At 59.5% G+C, this 21,695-nt stretch carries 22 protein-coding genes; 7 read left to right on the top strand and 15 right to left on the bottom strand.

Features of this window, described 5'->3' with window-relative positions; all coding sequences use genetic code 11:
* The first annotated feature begins 237 nt into the window (after positions 1-237).
* Both LRP30_RS25110 and LRP30_RS25115 read left to right on the top strand, forming a co-directional pair.
* The gene (locus LRP30_RS25110) at positions 238-576 is read left to right on the top strand and encodes an H-NS histone family protein (RefSeq protein WP_249756600.1); all 339 of its coding nucleotides are present in this window, start codon (positions 238-240) and stop codon (positions 574-576) included.
* Between the two features lie 395 nt (positions 577-971).
* Positions 972-1,268 (top strand): hypothetical protein, encoded by a 297-nt coding sequence (locus LRP30_RS25115; RefSeq protein WP_249756601.1) that lies wholly within the window; start codon positions 972-974, stop codon positions 1,266-1,268.
* 182 nt (positions 1,269-1,450) lie between these two features.
* On the opposite strand, the gene LRP30_RS25120 is transcribed toward LRP30_RS25115, so the two are convergent.
* Positions 1,451-3,367 carry an adenylate/guanylate cyclase domain-containing protein gene (locus LRP30_RS25120; protein ID WP_249756602.1) on the bottom strand — a complete coding sequence of 639 codons (1,917 nt, stop codon included), beginning with the start codon at positions 3,365-3,367 and terminating at the stop codon, positions 1,451-1,453.
* 410 nt (positions 3,368-3,777) lie between these two features.
* Between LRP30_RS25120 and LRP30_RS25125 the strand changes: the two genes are divergently transcribed.
* On the top strand, positions 3,778-4,098 hold the full coding sequence (locus tag LRP30_RS25125; protein WP_249756603.1) for a DUF1330 domain-containing protein: 321 nt from the start codon (positions 3,778-3,780) through the stop codon (positions 4,096-4,098).
* 1,229 nt (positions 4,099-5,327) lie between these two features.
* Positions 5,328-5,543, top strand: coding sequence for a dodecin domain-containing protein (locus tag LRP30_RS25130; RefSeq protein WP_249756604.1), 216 nt, complete (start codon positions 5,328-5,330; stop codon positions 5,541-5,543).
* Positions 5,544-6,494: 951 nt separating this feature from the next.
* Here the strand turns inward: LRP30_RS25130 and LRP30_RS25135 are convergent.
* The 8 genes from LRP30_RS25135 to LRP30_RS25175 form a co-directional block, all read right to left on the bottom strand.
* Positions 6,495-6,671 (bottom strand): hypothetical protein, encoded by a 177-nt coding sequence (locus LRP30_RS25135; RefSeq protein ID WP_249756605.1) that lies wholly within the window; start codon positions 6,669-6,671, stop codon positions 6,495-6,497.
* 200 nt (positions 6,672-6,871) lie between these two features.
* Positions 6,872-8,374, bottom strand: a complete 1,503-nt coding sequence (locus tag LRP30_RS25140; protein ID WP_249756606.1) for a DUF1254 domain-containing protein — start codon at positions 8,372-8,374, stop codon at positions 6,872-6,874.
* Between the two features lie 567 nt (positions 8,375-8,941).
* Positions 8,942-9,145 carry a hypothetical protein gene (locus LRP30_RS25145; RefSeq protein WP_128933079.1) on the bottom strand — a complete coding sequence of 68 codons (204 nt, stop codon included), beginning with the start codon at positions 9,143-9,145 and terminating at the stop codon, positions 8,942-8,944.
* A gap of 1,860 nt (positions 9,146-11,005) precedes the next feature.
* Positions 11,006-11,278: a type VI secretion protein gene (locus LRP30_RS25155; RefSeq protein ID WP_245473675.1), complete on the bottom strand. Its 273-nt coding sequence runs from the start codon at positions 11,276-11,278 to the stop codon at positions 11,006-11,008.
* 547 nt (positions 11,279-11,825) lie between these two features.
* Positions 11,826-12,632 (bottom strand): transglutaminase family protein, encoded by an 807-nt coding sequence (locus LRP30_RS25160; RefSeq protein ID WP_128933077.1) that lies wholly within the window; start codon positions 12,630-12,632, stop codon positions 11,826-11,828.
* Positions 12,633-12,813: 181 nt separating this feature from the next.
* Positions 12,814-12,987, bottom strand: coding sequence for a DUF3606 domain-containing protein (locus LRP30_RS25165; RefSeq protein ID WP_128933076.1), 174 nt, complete (start codon positions 12,985-12,987; stop codon positions 12,814-12,816).
* Positions 12,988-13,438: 451 nt separating this feature from the next.
* Positions 13,439-13,810: a hypothetical protein gene (locus tag LRP30_RS25170; RefSeq protein WP_128933075.1), complete on the bottom strand. Its 372-nt coding sequence runs from the start codon at positions 13,808-13,810 to the stop codon at positions 13,439-13,441.
* 781 nt (positions 13,811-14,591) lie between these two features.
* Positions 14,592-14,786, bottom strand: coding sequence for a hypothetical protein (locus LRP30_RS25175; RefSeq protein WP_128933074.1), 195 nt, complete (start codon positions 14,784-14,786; stop codon positions 14,592-14,594).
* Positions 14,787-14,874: 88 nt separating this feature from the next.
* On the opposite strand from LRP30_RS25175, the gene LRP30_RS25180 reads away from it, so the two are divergent.
* Positions 14,875-15,219 (top strand): hypothetical protein, encoded by a 345-nt coding sequence (locus tag LRP30_RS25180; protein ID WP_245473674.1) that lies wholly within the window; start codon positions 14,875-14,877, stop codon positions 15,217-15,219.
* Positions 15,220-15,506: 287 nt separating this feature from the next.
* Here the strand turns inward: LRP30_RS25180 and istB are convergent, their stop codons facing one another.
* Both istB and istA read right to left on the bottom strand, forming a co-directional pair.
* Positions 15,507-16,349, bottom strand: coding sequence for an IS21-like element helper ATPase IstB (gene istB / locus LRP30_RS25185; RefSeq protein ID WP_249756397.1), 843 nt, complete (start codon positions 16,347-16,349; stop codon positions 15,507-15,509).
* Positions 16,346-17,848, bottom strand: coding sequence for an IS21 family transposase (istA, locus tag LRP30_RS25190; RefSeq protein WP_249761693.1), 1,503 nt, complete (start codon positions 17,846-17,848; stop codon positions 16,346-16,348). Before istA ends, istB begins: the two co-directional genes overlap by 4 nt.
* Positions 17,849-18,254: 406 nt before the next feature.
* On the opposite strand from istA, the gene LRP30_RS25195 reads away from it, so the two are divergent.
* Positions 18,255-18,521, top strand: coding sequence for a hypothetical protein (locus LRP30_RS25195; protein WP_128933073.1), 267 nt, complete (start codon positions 18,255-18,257; stop codon positions 18,519-18,521).
* 288 nt (positions 18,522-18,809) lie between these two features.
* On the opposite strand, the gene LRP30_RS25200 is transcribed toward LRP30_RS25195, so the two are convergent.
* Both LRP30_RS25200 and LRP30_RS25210 read right to left on the bottom strand, forming a co-directional pair.
* Entirely contained in the window at positions 18,810-19,046 is a 237-nt protein-coding gene (locus LRP30_RS25200) for a hypothetical protein (RefSeq protein WP_128933072.1), read from the bottom strand.
* Between the two features lie 403 nt (positions 19,047-19,449).
* Positions 19,450-19,659, bottom strand: coding sequence for a cold-shock protein (locus LRP30_RS25210; RefSeq protein ID WP_080140125.1), 210 nt, complete (start codon positions 19,657-19,659; stop codon positions 19,450-19,452).
* A 437-nt stretch (positions 19,660-20,096) separates the two neighbouring features.
* On the opposite strand from LRP30_RS25210, the gene rpsU reads away from it, so the two are divergent.
* On the top strand, positions 20,097-20,378 hold the full coding sequence (gene rpsU, locus LRP30_RS25215; RefSeq protein WP_128933070.1) for a 30S ribosomal protein S21: 282 nt from the start codon (positions 20,097-20,099) through the stop codon (positions 20,376-20,378).
* Here rpsU and LRP30_RS25220 read toward each other — a convergent pair.
* Together LRP30_RS25220 and LRP30_RS25225 are read right to left on the bottom strand one after the other, a co-directional pair.
* Positions 20,368-20,646, bottom strand: a complete 279-nt coding sequence (locus tag LRP30_RS25220) for a DUF1488 domain-containing protein (RefSeq protein ID WP_128933069.1) — start codon at positions 20,644-20,646, stop codon at positions 20,368-20,370. The genes rpsU and LRP30_RS25220 overlap by 11 nt on opposite strands.
* A gap of 109 nt (positions 20,647-20,755) precedes the next feature.
* Positions 20,756-21,052, bottom strand: a complete 297-nt coding sequence (locus LRP30_RS25225; protein WP_128937335.1) for a hypothetical protein — start codon at positions 21,050-21,052, stop codon at positions 20,756-20,758.
* Positions 21,053-21,695 lie beyond the last annotated feature (643 nt).

Below are 21,695 nucleotides of genomic sequence, written 5' to 3' on the forward strand. Positions count from 1 at the left end.
ACTGGTCGGGCGCTAAGTTTGCGGATGTCATGATACCGGTCTGCGGGCCGTCAGCGAGGGTTGCCTCTCGCCCCGAATTAAATGCTCCGCCATGATATTACCCCGGTCATGCCTTTCTGCCTGCCACCTCCGGATTTAAATGTGGATTGTAGGACAAATATCTATCTGGTGGCTTGTCTGCTCCTTCATTCCCGACTTGTCTGCCTGTGCCTGCTCCCGAGAATTCGGATTGGATCCATGAACACCGAGCACTTCAATTCGCTCTCCCTTGACGAGCTCTGGATACTTCACCAACAGGTCACCGCGAGCCTCACTCAGAAAATGTTAGTGCAAAAAGCACAATTGGAAGAACGGCTCCACAAGATCGGACTGGCCGACGAGGCCACACGGTTCGATCGTAAGCGCCGCCCATACCCGCCCGTCCGTCCTAAATATCGCAATCCGAAGAACCCGGCGGAGACGTGGTCGGGTCGCGGCAGGCTGCCTCGGTGGCTGCGGCCGCAGCTTCGAGGCGGCCGGAAGTTGGACGATTTCCTAATCGACCAGGCTTCCGTTCAAAAGTGGCAGACAAAGTGAGCGCTGCGGTCGCGATCACGTTGGGAAGAAGGCCAACGCATAGCTTTCCTCATCTGTCATCCGCTTGGCTTCTCGATCGACTGAAAGAACACGAGGGCAAGCGCCGCAGCATCGAACAGGCCGATCCGGCCATCTCCACTCATCCACGGCTTGAGTGGGGGTGGCACCTATCAAACGCCGCGTGTGAGCCTGTTTGGGCTTGGTTTCTCAGGTCCTCGCCGCGCCGAGGTCCATTCGTCTGGGCGATGATGCGGCCGAAAGCTATGTCTTCGAGCACGCCAGGAGGATCGTCACGTGCGACGGTACAAGTTCGAGGCCACAGGAGCTTAGGGAAGTAATTGCACGACTGCTCAGCAAAGCCGCGGACAGCGAACGTCCTCTGCGTCTCGAGCCGAATGAAACCGGGCAGCTCTCGTAAAATAGTTCGGGCAGATTTCGCGATGGTCTCTCGTCTCGATGCGACGGCTGGTGCGACGAGCTACAATCCAGACGAAGCAGAGATCGCAAGAGCGATGTTTGCTCATGCGCGGAAGCGCGTGATTCTCGCCGACTATTCCAAATTGGGTGTCGTGAGCCGGGTTTCCTATTGCGCGCTGGTCGATGCAGACTGCGTGATCGTCGACGTTAGAGCCCGTCAGAACGCCATGTTTCCGCAACTGTGCTCCGTCAATCCGGACGTAGTTGTCGCCTGAGGACTACGGTGCATCGAGACTGCATAAGGCGTTTACTCCAATCTCCAACCATACCTCGGTCGCAAGTTCCAAAAGCTCCTTGCCCTAGATAGATTTTTCTTGATCTCCCGGTGCACACGTCGTGCATCTAACCATTTGAAAGACTTGAGCTCTCGCTCCAATCCATCATGAGCAAGCTTAAGCTAGCTCCAGCAATCGTAAGCGTGCTTGAAGGTGTATACCGCATGTGGATTTTCACCCCTGCAGAACATCAGATCCGAACGGACCAACTGCTCAAGAGCCTCGTCCAACCTCTGCTTCGGCAGCCCGGCGACGGCGCTCACAAGCTCGTAGTGAAATTCTCGCCCCGCGACGGCGCCGATTTGGGCCACATCCCGCACCGGTGACAACCGATCAAGTCGAGCCATCAGCGAAGCCTGTAAGGTGGTCGGGATTGCGAATGACGGCAAAGGCCCGTCAAGAACATATTCCCCGTCGTGCTCTCGCAACAGCCCACCTTCCAGCACCATCTTCGTTAACTCCTCGACGAAGAGGGGCACGCCATCGGTGTGCGCGAGAATATGCTCCATTACCCCCTTGGGAAGGGTTTTGCCTCCGGTCACCCGCAGTACCAACGCCGTGCCATCGCGTCGGCCAAGTCGGGTGAGTGGGATGGTGGTGGTGTGAGGATAACTCGGCCAGGGGCGAGTGAATTCGGCTCTCGCCGTAATCAGCACCAGTGCCCCAAGCTGCGGCACATGCTCCACCGTAGCTGCGAGCAGATCAAGCGAGGTGGGATCAATCCAGTGCACATCTTCGAAAATGAGTAAGACCGGCTGCCTCGCCGCCAATCCATCAAGCTGGGCCAATAATGCGGCGAAGGTCTTCTCTTTACGTTTTTGTGGAGTGAGGTCCTGCAGCCGGTAGTGATCATCGGTCGGCAGCACCAACAAGTTTGCCAGAATCGCCAAGTGTTCGGGATGACGCGTGGATTGCGCCAGCAGAGCGTCGAGCTTGGATAGCTTCTCTCGAGGCGAGTCGCCGTGCTTGAATCCGGCGGCACGTTCGAGCTGGTTGATGAATGGGAACAGCGCGCTGTGGGTATGATGCTCAGAGCAGAAATAGCGTAGGGTGACGTGTGATTCACCCTGGAGCCGCTCATTAAGCGCCGACGCAATGTGGGACTTGCCAATACCCGGCTCGCCCGTAAGGGTCACTACCCGTCCTTCTTCCCGGATAGCTTGTTGCCAGCGGCGTAACAGCAGCTCCATCTCCTCGTCACGCCCGAACAGCGGCGGCAGCTTGGTGGTGTGCATCGCCTCAAAGCGGCTCTCGACACCGCTCGCCCGCAGCACCTGATAGGCCCGGACCGGCTCCGCCCAGCCTTTCAGCGCGACGGGACCTAGGTCGCAGTAATCGAACTCACCCCCGGTGAGCCGACGCGTGCTCGCGCAGATCAACACAGACCCTGGCTCGGCCATCGTTTGCAGCCGCGCAGCGAGGTTCGGCGTCTCACCAACAACTGCTTGCTCCGCCGGAACACTCTCAATCAGAAGCTCGGTGACCACCACAGTGCCTGTCGCAATGCCGACGCGAACCTCCAGGGCAGCGGCGACATTCCGGATGCTCGCAACTGCATCGATGATTGCGAGGGCGGCACGCACAGCCTGTTCGGCATCATCCTCATGCGCTTGCGGATAGCCGAAATAGACCAACACCCCGTCGCCCATGTAACGGGCAATCTTTCCGTGATAGCGGCTTATGACCTCGGTGATGCAGGTATGGTACGCGCCAATCAGCGTTCGCATATCCTCAGGGTCCAATCGCGCCGCAAGGGCTGTGGAACCAACCAAGTCACAAAACATCACTGTAAGGTGACGCCGCTCGCCTTCGTCCGGTCGGCCCGGGTAAAGCTCTGTTTTAGCCGGAGGCCTAATTTCGTCATCAAGCTCTGCGATGGCGCGCAGCAGCTTGCGGCGGTGACCTAGCAGGACACCCAGCTCCTTTAGGTCCTGCTCTGTCAGGTCGCGGACGACTGAGAGGTCAATGCCGTTTTCGGCGAAGCGCTGGGCATACTCCGATAAGCCGATTGATTCGAGCCACTCCGTGACGCCTCTCATGGCACCCCGCTCGTTCTCGGTGTCCGAACAATCGTATACTAGATGAACATATCACACATGAAGAAAGAGCGAACGCGCAGCGAATGAGTGGAGCGGCGGGCGACCGCGGCTAGTGAGCCTCTCGCAGCCTGCGCGGAGATCCCATGGGATGAAGTCAGTTTTGGAGCTTGACCAAGTACGGCCGAAATATTGACCATTACGCAAGCCGCTTCCCGGGCGCCTGCAAGCTCGCCCGTGGTCGCTTGCGCGAGGCAAGATTGGGAAGCAGGCGTGAGGTGTTGTCAGGGCGGGCAGTCGCGCGTCCCCGCACGAAATTTTGTATCGCGCAATACCGGGCGCTGCGCCTTCCTCTGGTCGGCTGGTGGGCGTGATAATTTCCCGGCATGCAAATCAAGAGCGGAGACTGGCCTATGCCAAAGGCCTACCTAATCGCCGAACACATCATCACGGAGCCCGCTATATTCGAAGAATATCGGGTCAAGGTTGGACCTGTGATCGAAAAATACGGTGAGCGGTATCTGGCAAAGCGCAACGCGCATCAGTTCCTGGAGGGCGGCCATTGGGAGCCGCATCGCGTCGTCGTCATCGAATTTCCTGACAAGCAATCACTAGCCGCTTGGTACAACTCACCCGAGTACCAGCCACCGATTAAGCTGCGCAAGGAAAGCACGAGCGATCTCGACATGCTGATCACGCTTGAGGCCTCTAGGCGGCTCGGGAACCACTTCTGAGACGTCCGGTTAGTTCGTAGGGCGATGAAAAGGACCATCGCCATGAGGATTCAGTATCTCTCTGCGATCGCAATAGCTCTTCTTGCCGGCACTGGGCTGGCAACCCATTCTGTCGGTTCGCTGCCCCTTCAGTCCACACCGGCCATGCAAGTGGCCGGCCGACTAGCTGCGTCGGTCGATGCGTTTTTGCTCGGGTCTGGTGGCTAACAGCCGGCGTTGCGGATGGCGCCACTGACATCGGGTGAGAAAACCGTCACCGCAATAGATCAGCCTATCTCGCCCTCGGGCATTGCGGTCCCGGCGACGTCCGATTGGGCCCGTAAATTATCGATGCCTCGGGGGCGCACTCGTGGTTGTGGAATTCTCTCGGTCTGAGCCTGCATATCACTACTGTTTCTGCACAAGGCGGACGTGCCGGTCAGAAGGAGCTATTCACGCCGCGCATCGGCCCTTATGCCGTCGGATGTAATTTCATACTCGTCGCCGCGATGCCTGAGCCAGCCTGCCTTTACCATCGCGATCGCGGTCTCTTCACTGCATAACCGGTGGTTCCCGCCGGGATAGTACAATTTCCCACCATGTGCGACCAAACGGCCGTACACGTGCGCTTGCCGCAGCACTCTCCGCATTCCGGGCGTGGGGGTGACCATGATGCCCATAAACCTTGGGGCTCAGCAGTCCTTCCGACCGGAAATATATCGCAGCGCGCTGCCCGCGGCGAGGAGTATTACTGAATTGATCACTGCATTGCATAACGATGGCGCAACTGACGTTGCCAGACGGGGAGATGGGTGGCTGCCTGACGAAGGCCGGCAGACCACCGTCAAGCCGAAATGGATTGCGGCCTCAAGGAACTTGAAATGCAGTAAGGTGGGCACCGCCCTATCTGCAACGTCCGCAAGTGATTCACTGAAATCAGCGTTCGAATCGTCTCTTTGCCCGCTACCTGGCGCGGCGCCGCGAGCCGCCGCCAGCATCAGCGCCTCGACCGCCGCCTGCCAATTCAACGCATTTCTACTTGCGCTTCGACACTCCGGCGTGCGGGTCCGACCGGACGTCCGCTTCGCGCCAAGAGCCATCCTCCCCTCCAAGTCCCGGCTTGCCCCTTCTCAACTCCGAGCGAAGTCCCTGAGACCATATCGCGTCGTATAAGCGCCGATATCTTGATGCTAGATTCCACAAGGCAGGGGGCGCCCTGCTTCCTGCTTCATACCGAACAGGAGGACGACATGCCTGATAGCGTCTACAAGATCATTGAACTAGTCGGTACCAGCAACGATTCTTGGGAGAAGGCCGCCGCTAACGCGGTCGAGCAAGCTGCAAAATCTCTTCGGGATCTTCGCGTTGCAGAGATCGTCAAACTAGATATGCAACTGGATGCCATGGGAAAAGTGGAGGCCTATCGCGCCAAACTCAACGTATCGTTCAAGTTCGAGGGCTCCTGAGCCTCATACCTCGCCCGCTTGCGTGGCGAGGATGGCTCGGTGGAGAAAGACGCGTCGAGCGGCCCGCCAAACTGTCACCCGATTTGGAAAGAGTCCCGCTTTGCGCCGATTGTGTCGAAGAAGTCCACGAAGTCATGATCCAGGGTCGTACGACGCGCTGGGCGCGTGGGCCGTTTGATTGTGCCTAAGCGGGCTGGATCGTGGGCGACGGGATCAGCTTTGTGAGCTTACGTAGGTTCTGCGCTTTGCAGGCGCCACATTGGAGGCGCGACTACTCGAGTCGAAAACGAAAGCTTCGGGGGGCGAGACGACGGAGCGACTCGAACCCTCGACATTATTTTTCACTTTCGGTGCAGTCAGCATGCCTTCACCGGCAGGCGAAAAGCCAAATGCCATTCGTGAAACTATCAGCTCGGACAGGAGTACCCTGCCCGTCCAAGCTTTCTGCCGATGCCACATCAGTCCAAAGCGCAAGGCCACACTTGCCCTCAATAGATTTTTCTTGATCTCCTGGTGCACACGCCGCCCTCTAACGCATTGAGAAACCTGAACTCTCGCTCCAATCCATCATGGGGAAGTTTGAGCTAGCCACAGCAATCGATGTCCAATCAGCCCCAATCAAAGACAGTGTTATCCTACAAATGACAGAACAGAAGACCTAATAGTGCGGGTTGTCTGGGGGATGCGCTTCGGAAAAAAGGCGGCTGTGGACGTAGACCAGCGGTTTGTCTGGTCTACCCCCCAAGAGCAGACGCAGCGGCGATCAGATGGAGGGGACGGGCCCACTTGCGGACATCACTCACTCGTCCGCTCGACCAGTTCATCTTTCAGTTTCGGGGTGGAGACGGTCGGATTGTCATCGCGACACGCGCATCAGGTAGATGAATACGGGTCAGACAACAGCCCGTCCTGCCAAAGGCTGCCAGCCGGCGGCTAGTGAGGCACGGCCAGTTAACGGAGCGGGTCGACTTTGGCAGCCATGTCGGGTGCCCGGCTCACGCGGTAGCGCGCGTTACCACAGTTGAGCACCCAAACGGCATAATCAGGTCTTGAGCGCTTCGCGTCCTTCTTCGCACCAATCGCCTTGTCGCAGACGAATCCCTGCAAGCGGATCTGGGCAGCTAACATACTTTGCACATTCTCCTGGGCAGCCAGCCCAGTGGATCCGCTGAAAGCGAAAGCTGCTGCTAAGGCGGGGAAGTACAGTACAGCCGACCAATTAGGTGCCACGTGGCCCTCCTCTCGATGTGTCCGTAAGCGGCAATTGCCAGCCTCGCTCGTCCAGCGTGCGGCGGCAGGCGATTGGTTATGCCTGCCGCCGCCGCATGTCACCTCACCTGCTCGACTTCGCTCAGCCGCCAGCTCTTAGTGAAGAACGGCTCAAGCGGGCTGTAGAGGCGCAGGATCACGAACCAGCCTTTCTTCGGGTCGGTTTGTATCCAGTTGCCGCGTTTCACTTCTGCGGGCTGCGTCGGGCCGAAGTAGATGGTCGTTGAGCCGTCGGCATCCGCCTCTGCAGCCGGTGACGGGTAGCTCTGGCTGCCGGCGCGTGGATAGCGCTGCGGCGTGTCGAGCATCGAGCGCGTCATGTTGTCGTACACCGTGAACGACCAGAAGTTCTCTTCCGGAATGCCCTTGGGCAACGTCACCTTGTAGGTCTTGGCGCCGTCGAAAGCGTCCTTCTCGGCGTCGGTCATTGCCAGCAGATATTGCGACCCGATGCCGGGCAGGCGCATCGCCATCGCAGGCGTGATGCCGGTGACGCCGTAGAAGAAGTTGGTGCGCGCATCCATGGTCCGGTAGCCCGTAACGGGGAATGGCTTGACTCCTTCACGTGTGATCTCCGGGATCGGAGTCTCGAACTCGTAGCCGCTCACGAACAAGAAGTTGAACCATGACGAGTTCGGATAATAGAACCAGCTCGGGTCGCGCGGGACCATGAACAGGGCGCGCGAGGTCGCGTTGGCGAGCGCGAGCGCCTCGGTCATGATCTTCTTCATCCTCACGTCGGGCGCGAACGGCTTGCCCTTCACGATGCCGATGGCGGCGACCGGCCCCATCAGCTCTGCGTCGAGTGAGGTGGCCGGCTCCTTCTGCACGACCTCGTTGAGCATTTCGTAGAAGGTCCAGTCGTTCGGCGGAAGGGTATTCATCACCTTGCCACTGCCTTCATGGAATACCGTGGGCCGCGGTGCGGTGACCCGCCCCAGCTTGGCTTTGCCGGCCAGGAAGTCCGAAATCGGCGTGCCCACGCCGCCCGGCTCGTAAGGATAGACCTTGGTGAACTTACGGATTGTCTCGGCGACCGGCTTGGGATTTTTGTGATCCTCCAGGAAGGAGCGGCCGAACCACAGGATGGTGTTGGTGCGGGCGTGCCCGACGAAGTATCCGCCGTCCGGCAGATGACCTTTGTAGTCGGGCGGCACGATCAGGTACTTGCCGCCCTCGCCCCGGTCGGGGCCGGGCAAGCCCAGATCAATGATCCAGCGAAACCAGGCGTCCTGCACGGTGCCCAGAAACATGGGCGGTGTCTCCACCACCACGGGCCCCTTGCTGAGATCGAGGTAGCCCATGACGTAGATGGTGTCGGCGTTCGCCGTCAGGAATAGCGACTTGGCATCCATCAGGTCGGAGAAGACGATCACCTCGTTCTCCTTGACGCCGACGCTTCGCAACCCCTCGCGCAGCGCATGGATGCTGACGCCGCGCATGTTGTCCATGAACGCGCGATAGGCATAGGTGAAATCGAGATTGTCGAAGAGCTTGTCGGCCGTCGCCTTGCTCGGAACCCCGTCCTTGAACTCGAGCACGCCCAGACGTGACTCGACCATATCAGGCGTGACCAAGGATGAAGGAATGATACCGGAAGTCTGGGCAGTTGCGAAGTGCGGCAGCATCAATACTGCGCAAGCCGCGATAGCTGCGAAAAATCTGACGGCATTCGTCATCGTTGTCGCCTCCCTGTGGAATACAACGTCCCCTAAGGAATGCAGCGCCGTCACAATTCTAACTTGTGAAACAATTCGCCCGAGCAGTCTCACCCGCGACCAAAAGTCGTATTGCGGGCGAAATCGGCCACGACACAACCCATGTGACGGTCGCATGAAAGGGTTTTGGTGACCGAGCAATCGCAGTCGCGAAAGAGCGCTGTCCGCCTCGGGCGATGACCGGCAGTTACCGTGGAAACTGGCCGCTGACATTCAAACTGAAGCGGCCTTAATTCAACTTTTGGCGGAGCTTCTTGATGATCTCGCGGAGGTTAACCGCGTACTCCTCGAGGATACGTCGAGCCTCTTCCAAACGCGTCGGCTTGGGGTCTGGACGTTTCTCTGGCATGGGCTCATCCATGCCTGAAGCTTTGACCCGAGAGGCTAGTGGCCTTTGACCTAATCAAGGGCCTACTGTTCCAATGCCCTCGAAATGCGATCCCGGTCGTCGATGTGCAGGGTCTGGGTTTCCCTCATTGTCGCCAGCACGGCCCTTGCGCCCTCGGTGTCGTGGTTGTGCCGGGCCAGTTCGGCGATCAGCGCTTCCTGTTTTGCAAGAAGCTTCACGCCCTGGGCGATGTGGCGCTCCGCTATCGCTAGGTGTTTTTGAAGCATGGCACGGTCCATCCGCCACCATACGACAAAAAAGCCGCCGCTGGATTGAAAAACATCGTGGTCGGAAATAGGCCAGCGCCGGGACTTTAGCAGCGCGCTGGATCCGCAATGGGACAAAGGCCGCTCTCGGCAGCTTGCATGACCTGGTTCGGCTCACCTCCCCGTCGCGGTGCTCTGAGCTAAGGCCAGTCACGGCCAATCGTCCTTTCAGGGTCGCTAGTTCGGCGGCGCTTTGGAATCGTTATCGTCCGGGAACGAACGCAATTGCCGCGCCCTTCCCAGTACTTCGCCGGCAGGCCGACTTAACCGTCACCTCATATTGGTAGACACCGGGGGTGCAAGGCCCGAACGTGCGAAGAGCGCCAGCCGGAAGGATGCCAATCTTTGGCAGGGCACACTTAGCTGTGCGCGCTCCCGTGGCACTTAAAGGCGGCCTTATCGATGGCGCATCGGATCAACGCCAGGCTAAGCGCGTCCATTCCCGGTGCTATCAACCCGCGGAGCTGTTCAATCTCGTTGTCTATCTGGTCGCACTTGTTGCACATGTGCATCCCGCGGCTTGAAGGCGGGAGCGACCAGCTCTCAGTCACCGATAGTAGCCCATGATCCGAAAAGGTGATTAAGCTTAAAGCCGTTCTCCCAGCGGCGTTCCTAGAAAGCCACATGGAAATCACGATCAGCCGCTAGAAGTCACATCCAATACCATCTCGAGCAAAAACGCCGCCCGCTTAAATAGAGCGCAGGCGGCGGCTTACCAGCCCCGGGAGGGTGAGAGTAAAATCCCGATAAAGGTTAGTCTCCACGTGGAGTGCTGAAGTTCATCACGTCGGTGAGGCCAAAATTCAAGATGGCGGCTGTAGTCCCGGCGAGGTCAGCCACTTGTTGAGCTCCCCGGCAACATCGATCTGCCGGGCTTTTCGCAGAAGCTCCGTGCGGCGGACGCCAACGGGCATCCCCTTGGCCTGTAGGCGGAGATTGATCGCCTCTTGCGCGAGGCGGTATTCGAATGTCAAGGATTGTCCTGGGGACCGTTGAGCCGGCATGTTTGACGCTCCGCTGCGGGGTTGAGCGGGAGCGCAACTTGCGTTCACACCACCGATAGATGCTAAGGGCCGCTCGATGGTAGTGAGACAGTGCGCCTTTATCTGCCGAATAGCGAGCGCTTTGTTCGGTCCTGGCAGGAACTATTTGCGAATTGCTGGGAGTTAATCGATGGTCCGTAATGCGGTACAGGCCGGGAGCAACTCCCTGCAATTCTCCGCCGTGACGCCGAGCTCTTGTGATCCGCACTTGCGCTTTGCGACGCCGGCGTCGAGAGGCAACGTGCCGAGGACAGAGACCAAATTCAAATTGAAGCAGGAGCTGCAAACCGAGCGCTTCTATTGGCGTTGCTGATCTCTGAGCGATCGGCTGATCGCTCGTTCAGCTGCGCTGACAGCCTCCGCTCGATTGAAGGCAATTCCGGTTCGGGTTGACCGACCGTCTCGCTCAAACGACCATTTCCAGCCGGGCGGCTTGATCGTTTGGACCACCGTGTATTTAATACCCTGATGTTCCATGCGTCATCATGACTCTGGGCCGAAGCGACCATACGCGGTGACAAACCTCGATCACTCAGCATCGTTTGAGGTCTTCCTCGAACGATCGACGCGGACCGCTTTGAATTCTGCTGGCCCGTCAAGCAGGTGCTGCCTTCTGGCCGATTGGTCCTTAGAACTCGCAGAGCGGTCTGCCCTCCCATCCAAAACCCTGCCCGCCAGATGAAGAGCACGCTTTCGTTGGCGGCCCACTCGGCGATCTTTAGCATCGTACGTCATCTTACGGGCTCTCTTAATTGGCGCGCATGTTCGGAAGCGAAACTCAGCAACCGCGGCAGATATTCTTTAGCTTCGCGGCGGTTCGGGCTTCTTCCGCAAGAAATGGATCCTTGTAGCCTGACGACGAGTCGACGCCGGCTTCGTTGGGCTTCCTGGCTTTTGGAGGAAATGCCGCATCGTAACAGGAAAGGCGGGCGCTGGTGCTTTCGACCGCACGGCAGTTCGGCTCCGCGGCAACAGCCGCTGGCGTGAATGTGCCCAGTGCGGATGTCAGCAAAAGCGCCGCGGTCAATATGCCTGTTCGAACCATCCTCATGCTGAGCACTCCATAGCTATTTGGTTTTACTCGCCCAGGTGGGACTCTCGCCGGTCCAGGCCGGAAGAGCATCCCATTCGGACCACCGCATCCGGCGCTCCTCACCTCCGACCCTCACGAAAACAAAGGGCGCATCGTCCCGGCCAGTCTTCGAACCAACGAAGATTGCCGGAACCCCGTAGGCATCCCTGATGATTGCCGTGTTTGCCATTTTGGGTCTCCTGTTTGCCTTGAACTGGCTCAACGCCCCGGTTTGCAGGTCTGACACATGGAGATTGACGGACTTACCGCTATAAAAGGTCCGTCACCGCAACCAGCAGTACGAGGAAGACCGGTACCAACAAAGGTGGTACGAGCCACTCACGAATGTCGAATTTGTCGGAATTTGACATCTGACCGCCTTCTCTTGGGTTGAGGCGGGAGCACAACGCTCTCAGTCACCGATAACAGCCACGTAGCGCGCGGTGATGCGAACCGTGTAGCAGCCTTCTAACCAATTAGCGAGATCAATCTCCGCCTGGTACCCAATCGCCCAGGGGTGAGCGCGTTAGACAAGTTCATCAGTCCACACCTTGAAGCTGAGGAGCTTGTTGGGTCCGAAAGTTTGGACGATCGGAACATCCGCCGCATCGCGGCCTTGCGCAATCAGGACGCGGCCGATTCGCGGAGTGTTGTTGCGTGCATCGAATGTGTACCAGCAGCCGCCAAGATAGGCTTCGAACCAGCCTGCAAAGTCCCCGGGAGCGTGGGGCGGCGGGATGCCGATGTCGCCGAGATAGCCGGTGCAATAGCGGGCTGGAATGTTCATGCAACGGCAGAATGCAATGGCAAGATGCGCATAGTCGCGGCAGACGCCCTTGCCTTCGTTGAATACGTCCCAAGCTGTTATGGTGGCCCGCGCGTGCTCGTAGCCAAACGCGATGTGATTATGCACGAAATCGCAGATCGCCTGGACCCGCGGCCAACCCGGCGCCACTTTCTCGAACAGCTTCCATGCAATGTCGGAAAGCCGATCGGTTTCGCAGTAGCGGCTGCCAAGCAGATAAACGATGGTATCAGGCGGCAGATCCTGCACCGGGCACTGCGTGGCGGAAGGCATGATCACGTCAGGCAGCCCGCTATCGCGCACTGTACCGTTGGCGGAAAGGCGCATGCGGCCGGGTGGCGCAACGAACCGACTGCACCAGTTTCCAAAGCCGTCGCGGTATGGCGAGATCGGCACGGAAGGCTCAGTGATGAGGTAATCCGGCACAATGATGTCGGATGCCCGGGTGAAATGCACACCGACGACAGCAATCAATGGTGTGACTTGCTGGAATTCGTAGGTCATTTCAAAGCCAACTTGTATTTTCATGCGTTAGGGCCTGCCCCGACTGGATAAGCTCGAACTGGCTCCAGGGATGATCTCGTTGGCAGCGGCGGCGCGGGCAGACTGTCTTGGCTGCCTGCTTCCAGCGCTCTGGCACGGCCGCAGCCCGGTCGTTTCTGGCGGGTCGCTGTTTAGGTCGGTGCTGAGGCAAGCGCGACCTAAGCTCCTACTTCAGACTGGCGGATTCCTTGATGATGGCTGAGATTGAACTGCCCGACTTGCGAACGACGCTTCTAAACTGCTCATCCGATAGCTTGAGGCGCCTGCGCAGGATCTTGACCTGCACTTTATTGGCGAGATTCAGCGAATTGCTGAAATCGACCGGCTTTTGCCTGTTCATATGTTTCTTTCGCGATAAAGGAAGGACCGGCGCGACCAGGCGGGCGTTGCACCGCTCCGGCCGCGACGGGGACTGCCCCGCTGCTCGCGAAGATTCTGTCTCCGTCAAACCAACATTCGCTTCGAAGCGACGTTCCGCCGCTTTTAATTGTATTTGATCATGAGTGGAGACCGCAAGTGGGCCCCCTTAGGATCATGAGCGCCAGTAAGGCGGCGATGCGACGCCTACCCTGCTTATGGCGAGCCTTTCGGCCGTTCGACGCGCACCTCCCTTGGTCCGGCGCGCAATTGGCACATCGGCCTTTAACTGATCAACTTTCGCAGCGTCAAAGCATTGAACGAGAAAGGGCGTGTGGCGCAATCATGACGCTCTTCAGCGTCGTCGCCCATTTTCTACCGAACAGCTATGTATTTTCTACGCACAGCCTCGGTGCGGCTTGCGGGTACGCTCGTCAACTCTTTGTCGCTGCGCTTGCGAGTTCAGTTTCGATCCCGGTGGCACAAGCCTTGGCGAACGAGTAATCCATGCTCGTGGATGCCACCTTCTTCACGAATTCGCTGACGACGTTCTCTCTGGAGTAAGCGCTTGCCGCCTTGAATTTAGCGAGGGCGCCGTCTGCGGCTGTGAACTGAGCGACGCAAAGCGGTACCAGAACGGACATTCGGCCGCTGGTCTCCGCCGTGGTGCGCATGATTCTGGCGTTCTCCCCCGTGACCCAACCGCCCCACATGAATCCAATCGCCATGGTCGCCACTGCGCCGAACGCGATTCCTTGAAGGAAGCGGGTCCGTGCCTCGCCTTGCAAGATTGCAGGAAGTTTCATGAAGGTCGCCTTTCTTGAGCGCGCGCAGAGACGCACCTGCGACGCTGACGCGCTGTGATAAACACAATGTTATGATTGCGCCTTCCGATGGCACGTGAGCTGCTGCTACGACGACTGGCGGCGACTTCGGAAGTCGCTACTTCATGGGCAGCTTCGAGGTGAGCATTTTGCTGACCTGTACACGGACGCTATATGGCTAGCTCGATAGTGTAAAGGGCGTTCTGTTCTGGGGTGGGCTGCGCGCGCAGATTGTCACGCGTGTCGTGAACGCTGCCGGTAGCGCTCTGCGTACGAACGGCGCACCATGGTTTCCTTGGGGTGATATCCTTTACGCTGCGCCTCCGTTGACGGTGTGACTTGAAACGGCGCAAGCGTTAGTCGAACGTCGCAAAATCCTGGGACGAACTGCCGGAGAGGAATTGCGGCGCTTATCGGATAAGGTCCTCGAAGTGGCCTGCCCGTCACCGCCGGTCAGCGCGACGGCCATCCCGACGAAACCCTCCTCCGCAGCGTGCAATTCGCGAAGAATAGTCATGACCTGCTTGTCGCTCATTCGCGGGAGCAACGTCACAGTATTGGGACCTGACATTTCGAGCACTGAAAGCTGCAGGTCACCGGATCAATGTAGGCAAAGCCGAACGGCACATGATCGACGCGGGTAGCGGTTTCCCCCTCACATAGGCGTAGCCGTCCGCCTGTGAGAGCCGCGCCACGTCCAGCCTCCCACAACGTGGACACTCGAGATCTACAGTCCATTTGTCGCGCAGGGTCTCGCGCCTGGTCATTCGCGGCTTTTTGGCACGGAACCCCGCGCCCCCAGCTCATCGGCCTGGCCAGAATCGATGAATTCCTGGGCCTGCGCCTTGGTGGCGAAGGTGATGAGTTCATTGCCGACTACACCACCCTCGAGGAGTTCGGCCACTGCATATTTCCCTCCAATGGAGGGGCAAGTCGTCCAGCCGATGCGGTTTTTCATTCGTCGAGTATGCGCCGTGGCCGGCCAACATGCCAGCTCGAACCTAACCACAATCGGAACTGACTCAGCGTCCAAGGTTGAGGAATGCTTGGAAGTCGGCCAGCTCGGCATCATCACCGATCCGATCTGGGCATTTCCGGTGACACAGAGACGCTGCAGCGCTCCCGCCTTATCCGGGAGCAATTGCATGCGTAGGTACTTTTTTGATCAGCGCGAAGGTGACGAGATGATCCCCGACGAACAGGGGATAGATCTCGTTTCGATTGAGGCTATGCTGCACGAAGCAACCTTGGCGCTGGCACACTTGGCCAAAGATGAAATTCGCCTCTGCACCATCGATGCTCCTGCACGCCGTCTTGCAATCAATGTGCGCGACGAAGATGGATCGGTCTTACGGGCGACGTTCACCTTCGAGATCAGACGTTTTCAGTGAGGCCGTATCCGCCGCTCGCTCGGGCGGGAGGTCGTCAAAAGCAGGAGAACAGTGGGGCGACCACCGGCGGCACAATGCGGTCGACCCGGCCAAGCCGTGGAAATGGACGCTCTCGTCGCCGGTGGGAGCGCACTTAACGCTCGGTGACCGACGGATGCCGACGAAGGTATAGCGCGACAATCAGGATGAGAGCGGCGCGTCAATCAAGATGAGACGAGGCGGCCGAGTCAGGAGATAATTGACGCTGGCCGCCGGCTTGGCAAGCGTTGATTGACGCTGCGCGACAATCAAGCGGCGCTGCCAGCGTCAATCGCAGTCTTGTCGAGTTCGTTGGGGGTAGTGTGAACAGGCGGCCGGCCTGGACCGCGCTTGCGATCGAGGGCAACTTTTCGACGGTAACTTTCGACGTTCATCTCGAGGATCGTGGCGTGGTGGACCAAACGATCGATGGCAGCCAACGTCATTGCTTGGTCCGGGAAGATACGCCCCCATTCGCCAAATGGCTGATTGGCCGTGATCAGCAGCGAGCGTCGTTCGTAGCGGGCGGCGATCAACTCGAACAGCACACTGGTTTCCGCCTGATCCTTGCTCACATATGTGATGTCGTCGAGGATCAGGAGGTCATAGCGATCGAGTTTGCCGATCGCGGACTCCAGCGCCAGCTCGCGCCGCGCGACCTGCAGCCGTTGCACCAGATCAGTGGTGCGCGCGAAGAGAACGCGCCAACCGTTCTCGACGAGAGCCAGGCCGATCGCCGCGCCGAGATGGGTCTTGCCGCCGCCCGGTGGACCGAACAAGAGCAAATTGGCGCCGGCCTTCAACCAGGCGTCGCCGGCAGCGAGCGCCATCGCCTGTGCCTTTGATAGCATCGGCACGCTCTCGAAGTCGAAGGTGGCGAGCGTCTTGCCGGCGGGCAAACGCGCTTCCACCATGTGTCGCTCGATCCGACGGCGGGTACGATCGGATGCCTCGTGCTCGGCAAGGGCGGCGAGGAAGCGGGCGGCAGGCCACCCTTCCTTGTCCGACTGTGCGGCGAGCTTCGGCCAGATCGCCTTGACGCCCGGCAGGCGGAGCTCATTGAGAAGCAACTCGACACGAGCAGCATCGACGGAGGTGGCGATGCTGGTCATGCTGCCTCTCCCAGATTCGAGCGGCCCGACATGACGCTGACGGAGGCGAGTTCATCGTAGACGTCGAGCGGCGCCAGCTTGACGGCGACGCGCGGGATCGAGGCCGCCTCGGGTCGGAAGCGGTCGCGCAGCGCGGCAAGATCGGGTAACTGTCCGGCGTCCAGATCCATCGCGATCGCCTTGGCGAGCTCGGCTTCGCAGGCTCGCTCGTGGGCCAGCGCTAGAAGTTCGACCGTCACCTTGCAGGCGCGCCGATCGTCACCGTGCTCCCGCAAGGTCTCGAACAGGCGTCTGTAAGCGGCGCGCGGGAAGAGCTGGTCGCGATAGACGAGGTTGAGGAGCGCCATCGGCTTGCGCCGCAGGGCATGGATGACGTGCCGATAATCGACGACATGCCCGCCCTGGCTCTCCGACACAGGCCGACCGCGCCGCAACGTCACAACCGGCGTGACGCCGAGGAAGCATTCGAGCCGGTCGTCGAAGATGCGCACACGCAGGCGATGGCCAATCAGCCTTGAAGGAACGGTGTAGAACACGCGCCGCAGGATGAAGCCGCCTGACGACGTCACCGGGATCACTTTCTCGTCGAAGTCGGTCGTGCGGCCTTTCGGCAGCGGCGCCAATGCCTCCTTCTCGAGCGCGATCGGCTTGGCGAGATTGGCGTTGCGCCGGCCGACAATCTCGTCGACAAAAGCCCGGTAGGCATCGAGACTGGCGAAGTCGCGCGTCCCCCGCAGCAACAGCGCATCTTCCAGTGCGCGCTTGAGATGGCCGTGCGCACTCTCGATCGAGCCGTTCTCGTGTGCAATGCCCGCATTGTTGCGTGTTGGTGCCATGCCATAGTGGCCCATCAGCGCAGCGTAGCGCTGTGTCAGATCCTCACGCGCGTCAGCCGCCAGATTGCGGAACGCCGCCGATAGGCTGTCGCTGCGATGCTCCCGTGGAACGCCGCCAAGCGCCCACAGGGCGTTCTGCAAGCCCTCCGCCAGGGCGACGAAGCTTTCGCCCCCGAGCACGACATGGGCATGCTCGAAGCCGGAGAACGCCAACCGGAAGTGATAGAGCCGGTGATCGAGTGGCTCACCTACGATGGTAATGCCGAGCGCGCTCACGTCGGTGAAGTCGGACAGACCCAGCCGCCCGGGCTCGTGCTCTTGGCGGAAGATCACGTCCTGTTCGGGGCCGTTGAGCGCCCGCCACGCATTGATGCGCCGCTCCAGCGTGCGTCGGATGTTGGGGTTGAGGTCGCGATGCCGCCGGCGCAGTTCGTCCAGCACACCGATCACGCGGATGCCGGGAGCAGCCTTCAGGATCGGAACGATCTCGGCGTCCCAATAGGGCGCGAGTGGATCGGATCGTCGCCGGCCCCTCGGCGCCTTCTTCTGCGATGGCGGGCGCGCATCGCCCTCAATCCGATACGCACTCGCTTTCGAGAACCCCGCCTTGGCCGCGGCCGCTTCGGGGGACAATGTCAGTCGGTAGGTCATGTACAGCCTCATCTGGTGGTCGGTGATGTGAAGGCCAGGCAAGGCATCGATTCCCTCTTGTCGAGACGAATCAAAAGCTTGCACCAGCCCCGCCCAGCCGCCAGACGGGTCCAAAAACGCGCGACGCCGATGGGGACGGTCCTCCGGTCGGGCTACGCCCTCCCTTCGGTCCGTCCCCATCGGCGCAGTCTCACCTTGATTGTCGCTGGAGTCTCACCCTGATCGCCGCCGCGCAACGAAGGAGCCGTTATCGAGCACCATGACGCGTCCGCCGGTAGAATTGCGAGCGCTTTGCGGCGTTCCGGCCGTGAGATCGGGCCGCGAGAAAGCGGTAGCTAATACCATCGAAAGAGCGCATGGTGGCTTGAAGGGCTAACCCGACACCGGCGCCCAAAGCATCGGCAAAAGGCGGGCGTACATGACAACTCGCTCGCGACGGGAAATCGTCACCTTCAAGCATTCGTTCCAAATCAGGGACATCGATCATCCTCTGCCTGCCGGAAGCTACCAGGTCATCACAGACGAGGAGATGATCGAGGGACTTTCCTTCGCATCTTATCGCCGCGTTGCGACCATGATCATCGTGCCGGCAGACTCGCATGGTTCCAGGATGGAAATGTTTTCCATCGGCTCCATCGATCTGGCGGATGCACAACGGATGGACGCGAGCACGCCGGATGACTGACGAGCCGCTCGATCTCGCGGGATGGCGGCGCAGAAAGCGACGGATATCCGCCGCGCAATGACGGATGTCTAGAGCCGAGCGTGGACTACGCGAGCGGCAAAGCGCGTCGGAAAGCGGATTAATGTCGGTCGCTGCAGGTTTGTGGTGGGTGGGATGGTCGGCGTCGCGTTACGTACCAGGGACAACAGGCGGCGCCTGCATCGGTTTCCTCACCGTGGAGCGAGGGACTGGCGCAATGAACCTCGCGCGCGCTCGCAACGCGGCAAGCCGGGTTAGCCGCTTGTTCACCTACAACATCGTCAACTTGATCAAGCCGTCTTCGATCTGGCCAAGCGCAAACCGCTCGCGAGCTAGTTGCTCGAACCGCTTGCGGTGCTTGTGCAGATAGTTGAAAGCCTGATTTTGCGACGCGAAGTTGGTCTGAAGGTGGCACATCTGCCGTACCGTGCCGATGGCCAGCACAAAGGTGACAGAATGTCCGTTACGCGAGTTGACCTCGGGAGCGATCCGCACATCGTTCAGCATATGCCGTCTTCCACCTTTTGACGAAGCCCTGACTTCTATCGGTGCCGATAGCGGCTGAACTCGGCAGCTATCCAGCATTCCCTTTGCTGCGCTTCTTCTTTGGTGGCGGCAGAGCTGTCCGCGCACTCGCTTCCTCCAACAGCCTGGCTTCCCGCAACGCGCGAAGCCGCTGCATGTTCAGACGGACTTCGACGGCCCGGCGGTTCGCATCTGCCAGAGCTTGCGCGCCTTCCTCCCGGGCCACACGCTGCCGGTTGGCGCGCGCGACGCTACCAGGGGAAGGCTCGCCCGTCCTCTTGCCAGTCATGTCTCATCCAAATCGAAACGCGCAATGCCCGCTCAACCCTGTGATCGAGCGGGCCGCACTGCCGTCTCAGTACATCCGTGAAACGGCGCTACGATATCAAGCCAGCGAGAGGTTCTCAGCGCTGACCTTGCCTCGCATCTTGTCGGTCTTGATCTCGAAAGCGACCTTCTGACCCTCTCCGAGTCCGGAAAGACCAGCGCGTTCGACAGCGCTGATGTGAACGAACACATCGTTGCCGCCGTCGTTCGGCTGAATGAAACCGAAGCCCTTTTGGCCATTGAACCACTTAACAGTACCTGTCGTCATTTTCTTCTCCAAAGCGCGCAAGCGCGTGCCGCGTGACAGTCACACGGTGATCTTCAACTTCGTCGATGTCTTTGGAAAAGGAGCCCGCGGGCGCATTCAACAAGGCACAGCGGCTAATCGAACAACTCCTAATATACATCACCTTTCGGATTTTGCAAGGTGGGAAGCTATTTTGTTTTCGTCCGGCCCTTTCTGGCTTTCCGACCAGGGAGGATTTGATTGTTTCCGTAGGTCTTCATGAAGCGCTTTCTTGATTGACAGTGGTCAACGAGAGTGGGCACGTTAATGTCCAGGCTGCATCGCTGCTGCAAGCAGATCAGCACCTCGACTGCGGTGACGAATGTCGCCGCCGCTATCCCTCAAAATCGCAATGAAGCTCCTGCGCATTGGCTGCATGCAGGAAGTACCGCATTTGCAGCCACAGGGGAGGACATCGATTGCAGGTACTTGTCAGAGACAACAATGTTGAGCAGGCCCTTCGTGTTCTCAAGAAGAAGATGCAACGCGAGGGCGTGTTCCGGGAGATGAAGCAGCGGCGCTCCTACGAAAAGCCGTCGGAGAGAAAGACCCGCGAGAAATCCGAAGCTATTCGACGAGCGCGCAAGCTTGCCCGCAAGCAGGCGATTAGAGAAGGACTGCTGCCCGCGCCGCCGAAAAAGAAGCCTTTCGAGCGCAAGCCGCCCTTGCCAGAGGTCAAAGCACGCGCTTCTACGACCTGAAATCGATGCCTCGCAGCACGATGCCCGGTGGCGTGCCTTCGAACTCCGTCGCGCGATATTTGCTTGCGGCACATGCTTCGATACGATCCCGCAGGCGGGTGAACTGGGCTTCGCGCTGCTCGGGTCTGACTTGCGGCCCGCCCTCGAGATGGTCCATCGCAGAGGTTGAGATCGCGCAGGGAATCTCCTTGGCGCCATCGTGCATCGAGAACCGAACGATCATCCGGTCGTATTCGTGGCCGATGAAACGGCCGCTGGTCAGTGTCATGGCTTACTCCGCTCCTGATTGCGTGCGGCATTATCGCGCGCTCAAATCACGGCCTCCCCTGATTATGCGCTTCCCGGTCGCGCGCTGATGCAGGCAGCGCTCGTTCGCCTCAGTCCACCCCCGACAACCGGACGAAATCGTCGAACAGTGCTGTCACTAGCGCGCGGTGGCGCGTGTCCTCGGGGGGCAGGCTTGCAGCATAGAGGTTGAGAAGATAACGCGCTTTGGCTGCGGCCTCCGGCCATGACGCGGCCGCTACTGTCAGCAGACGGTTCTCCAAATCGGCCTCGCGCTCGCGCAGCTCGCGGACATTATTCTCGACCTCGGCCAGCGCTCGGCGCAAATCGGTCGCTTTCTGCGCGGCCATGCCGCGATGCTTGTCGAGATCGACAGTGTGGTCAGTCACTGGTGACACCCGCATCCCGGTTGGGCCCTGCGGACACAAGCCATTCGATGCCGCGGATTCAGAAAGAATGCCCGAACGTAATGGTTTCGCCGCGAGCGCATAGTTATGCAAGCTTGCCCTTCGCAAGTGAAGCCCGACCAATCCCGGCCGGGACGACCATGCTCCCATGGTCCGACAATAGCCAGCACTATCCTCATCCCGCGGTAAACGACTTCCTCCCGGCGCGACCGCCGCCTGGGACGCATTTAGCGCTCGCTAAAGGCTCAGCGGGGGCGTAGGGTCGCTGCCATCACCGCACCTCTCAACGGCTTCGACCGGTGACTGAGGGTCACGTGTGCTCCCGCCGAAGGTTTCGTAGGAGCGTTCGATGCAGCGTTTTCGCCTTTCGGAATGGATCGTGCCGCCGGTGATCGTTCCCTTGTTTCTTCTACTTCTCGTGTGCGGAGCCGCCGTACTCAATGGCTAGGGCAACCCGGGTGCCGTATCTGGTCAGTGGGACCAACGAATACGGCGGCTCCAATCTCGGGCGTGGCAGTGCATCAGTCGCGCTACGGCTCGCCAGAAGATTTCTGCGTGAAGGCTACATGGACGTCAGGGTCTGCACTCCGCGGGGTCGCGTGCTGTAGTCGGATGAACTCGACGA

The sequence above is a fragment of the Bradyrhizobium sp. C-145 genome (assembly GCF_023375135.1).
In the GTDB taxonomy this organism is placed as follows: Bacteria; Pseudomonadota; Alphaproteobacteria; order Rhizobiales; family Xanthobacteraceae; genus Bradyrhizobium; species Bradyrhizobium zhanjiangense.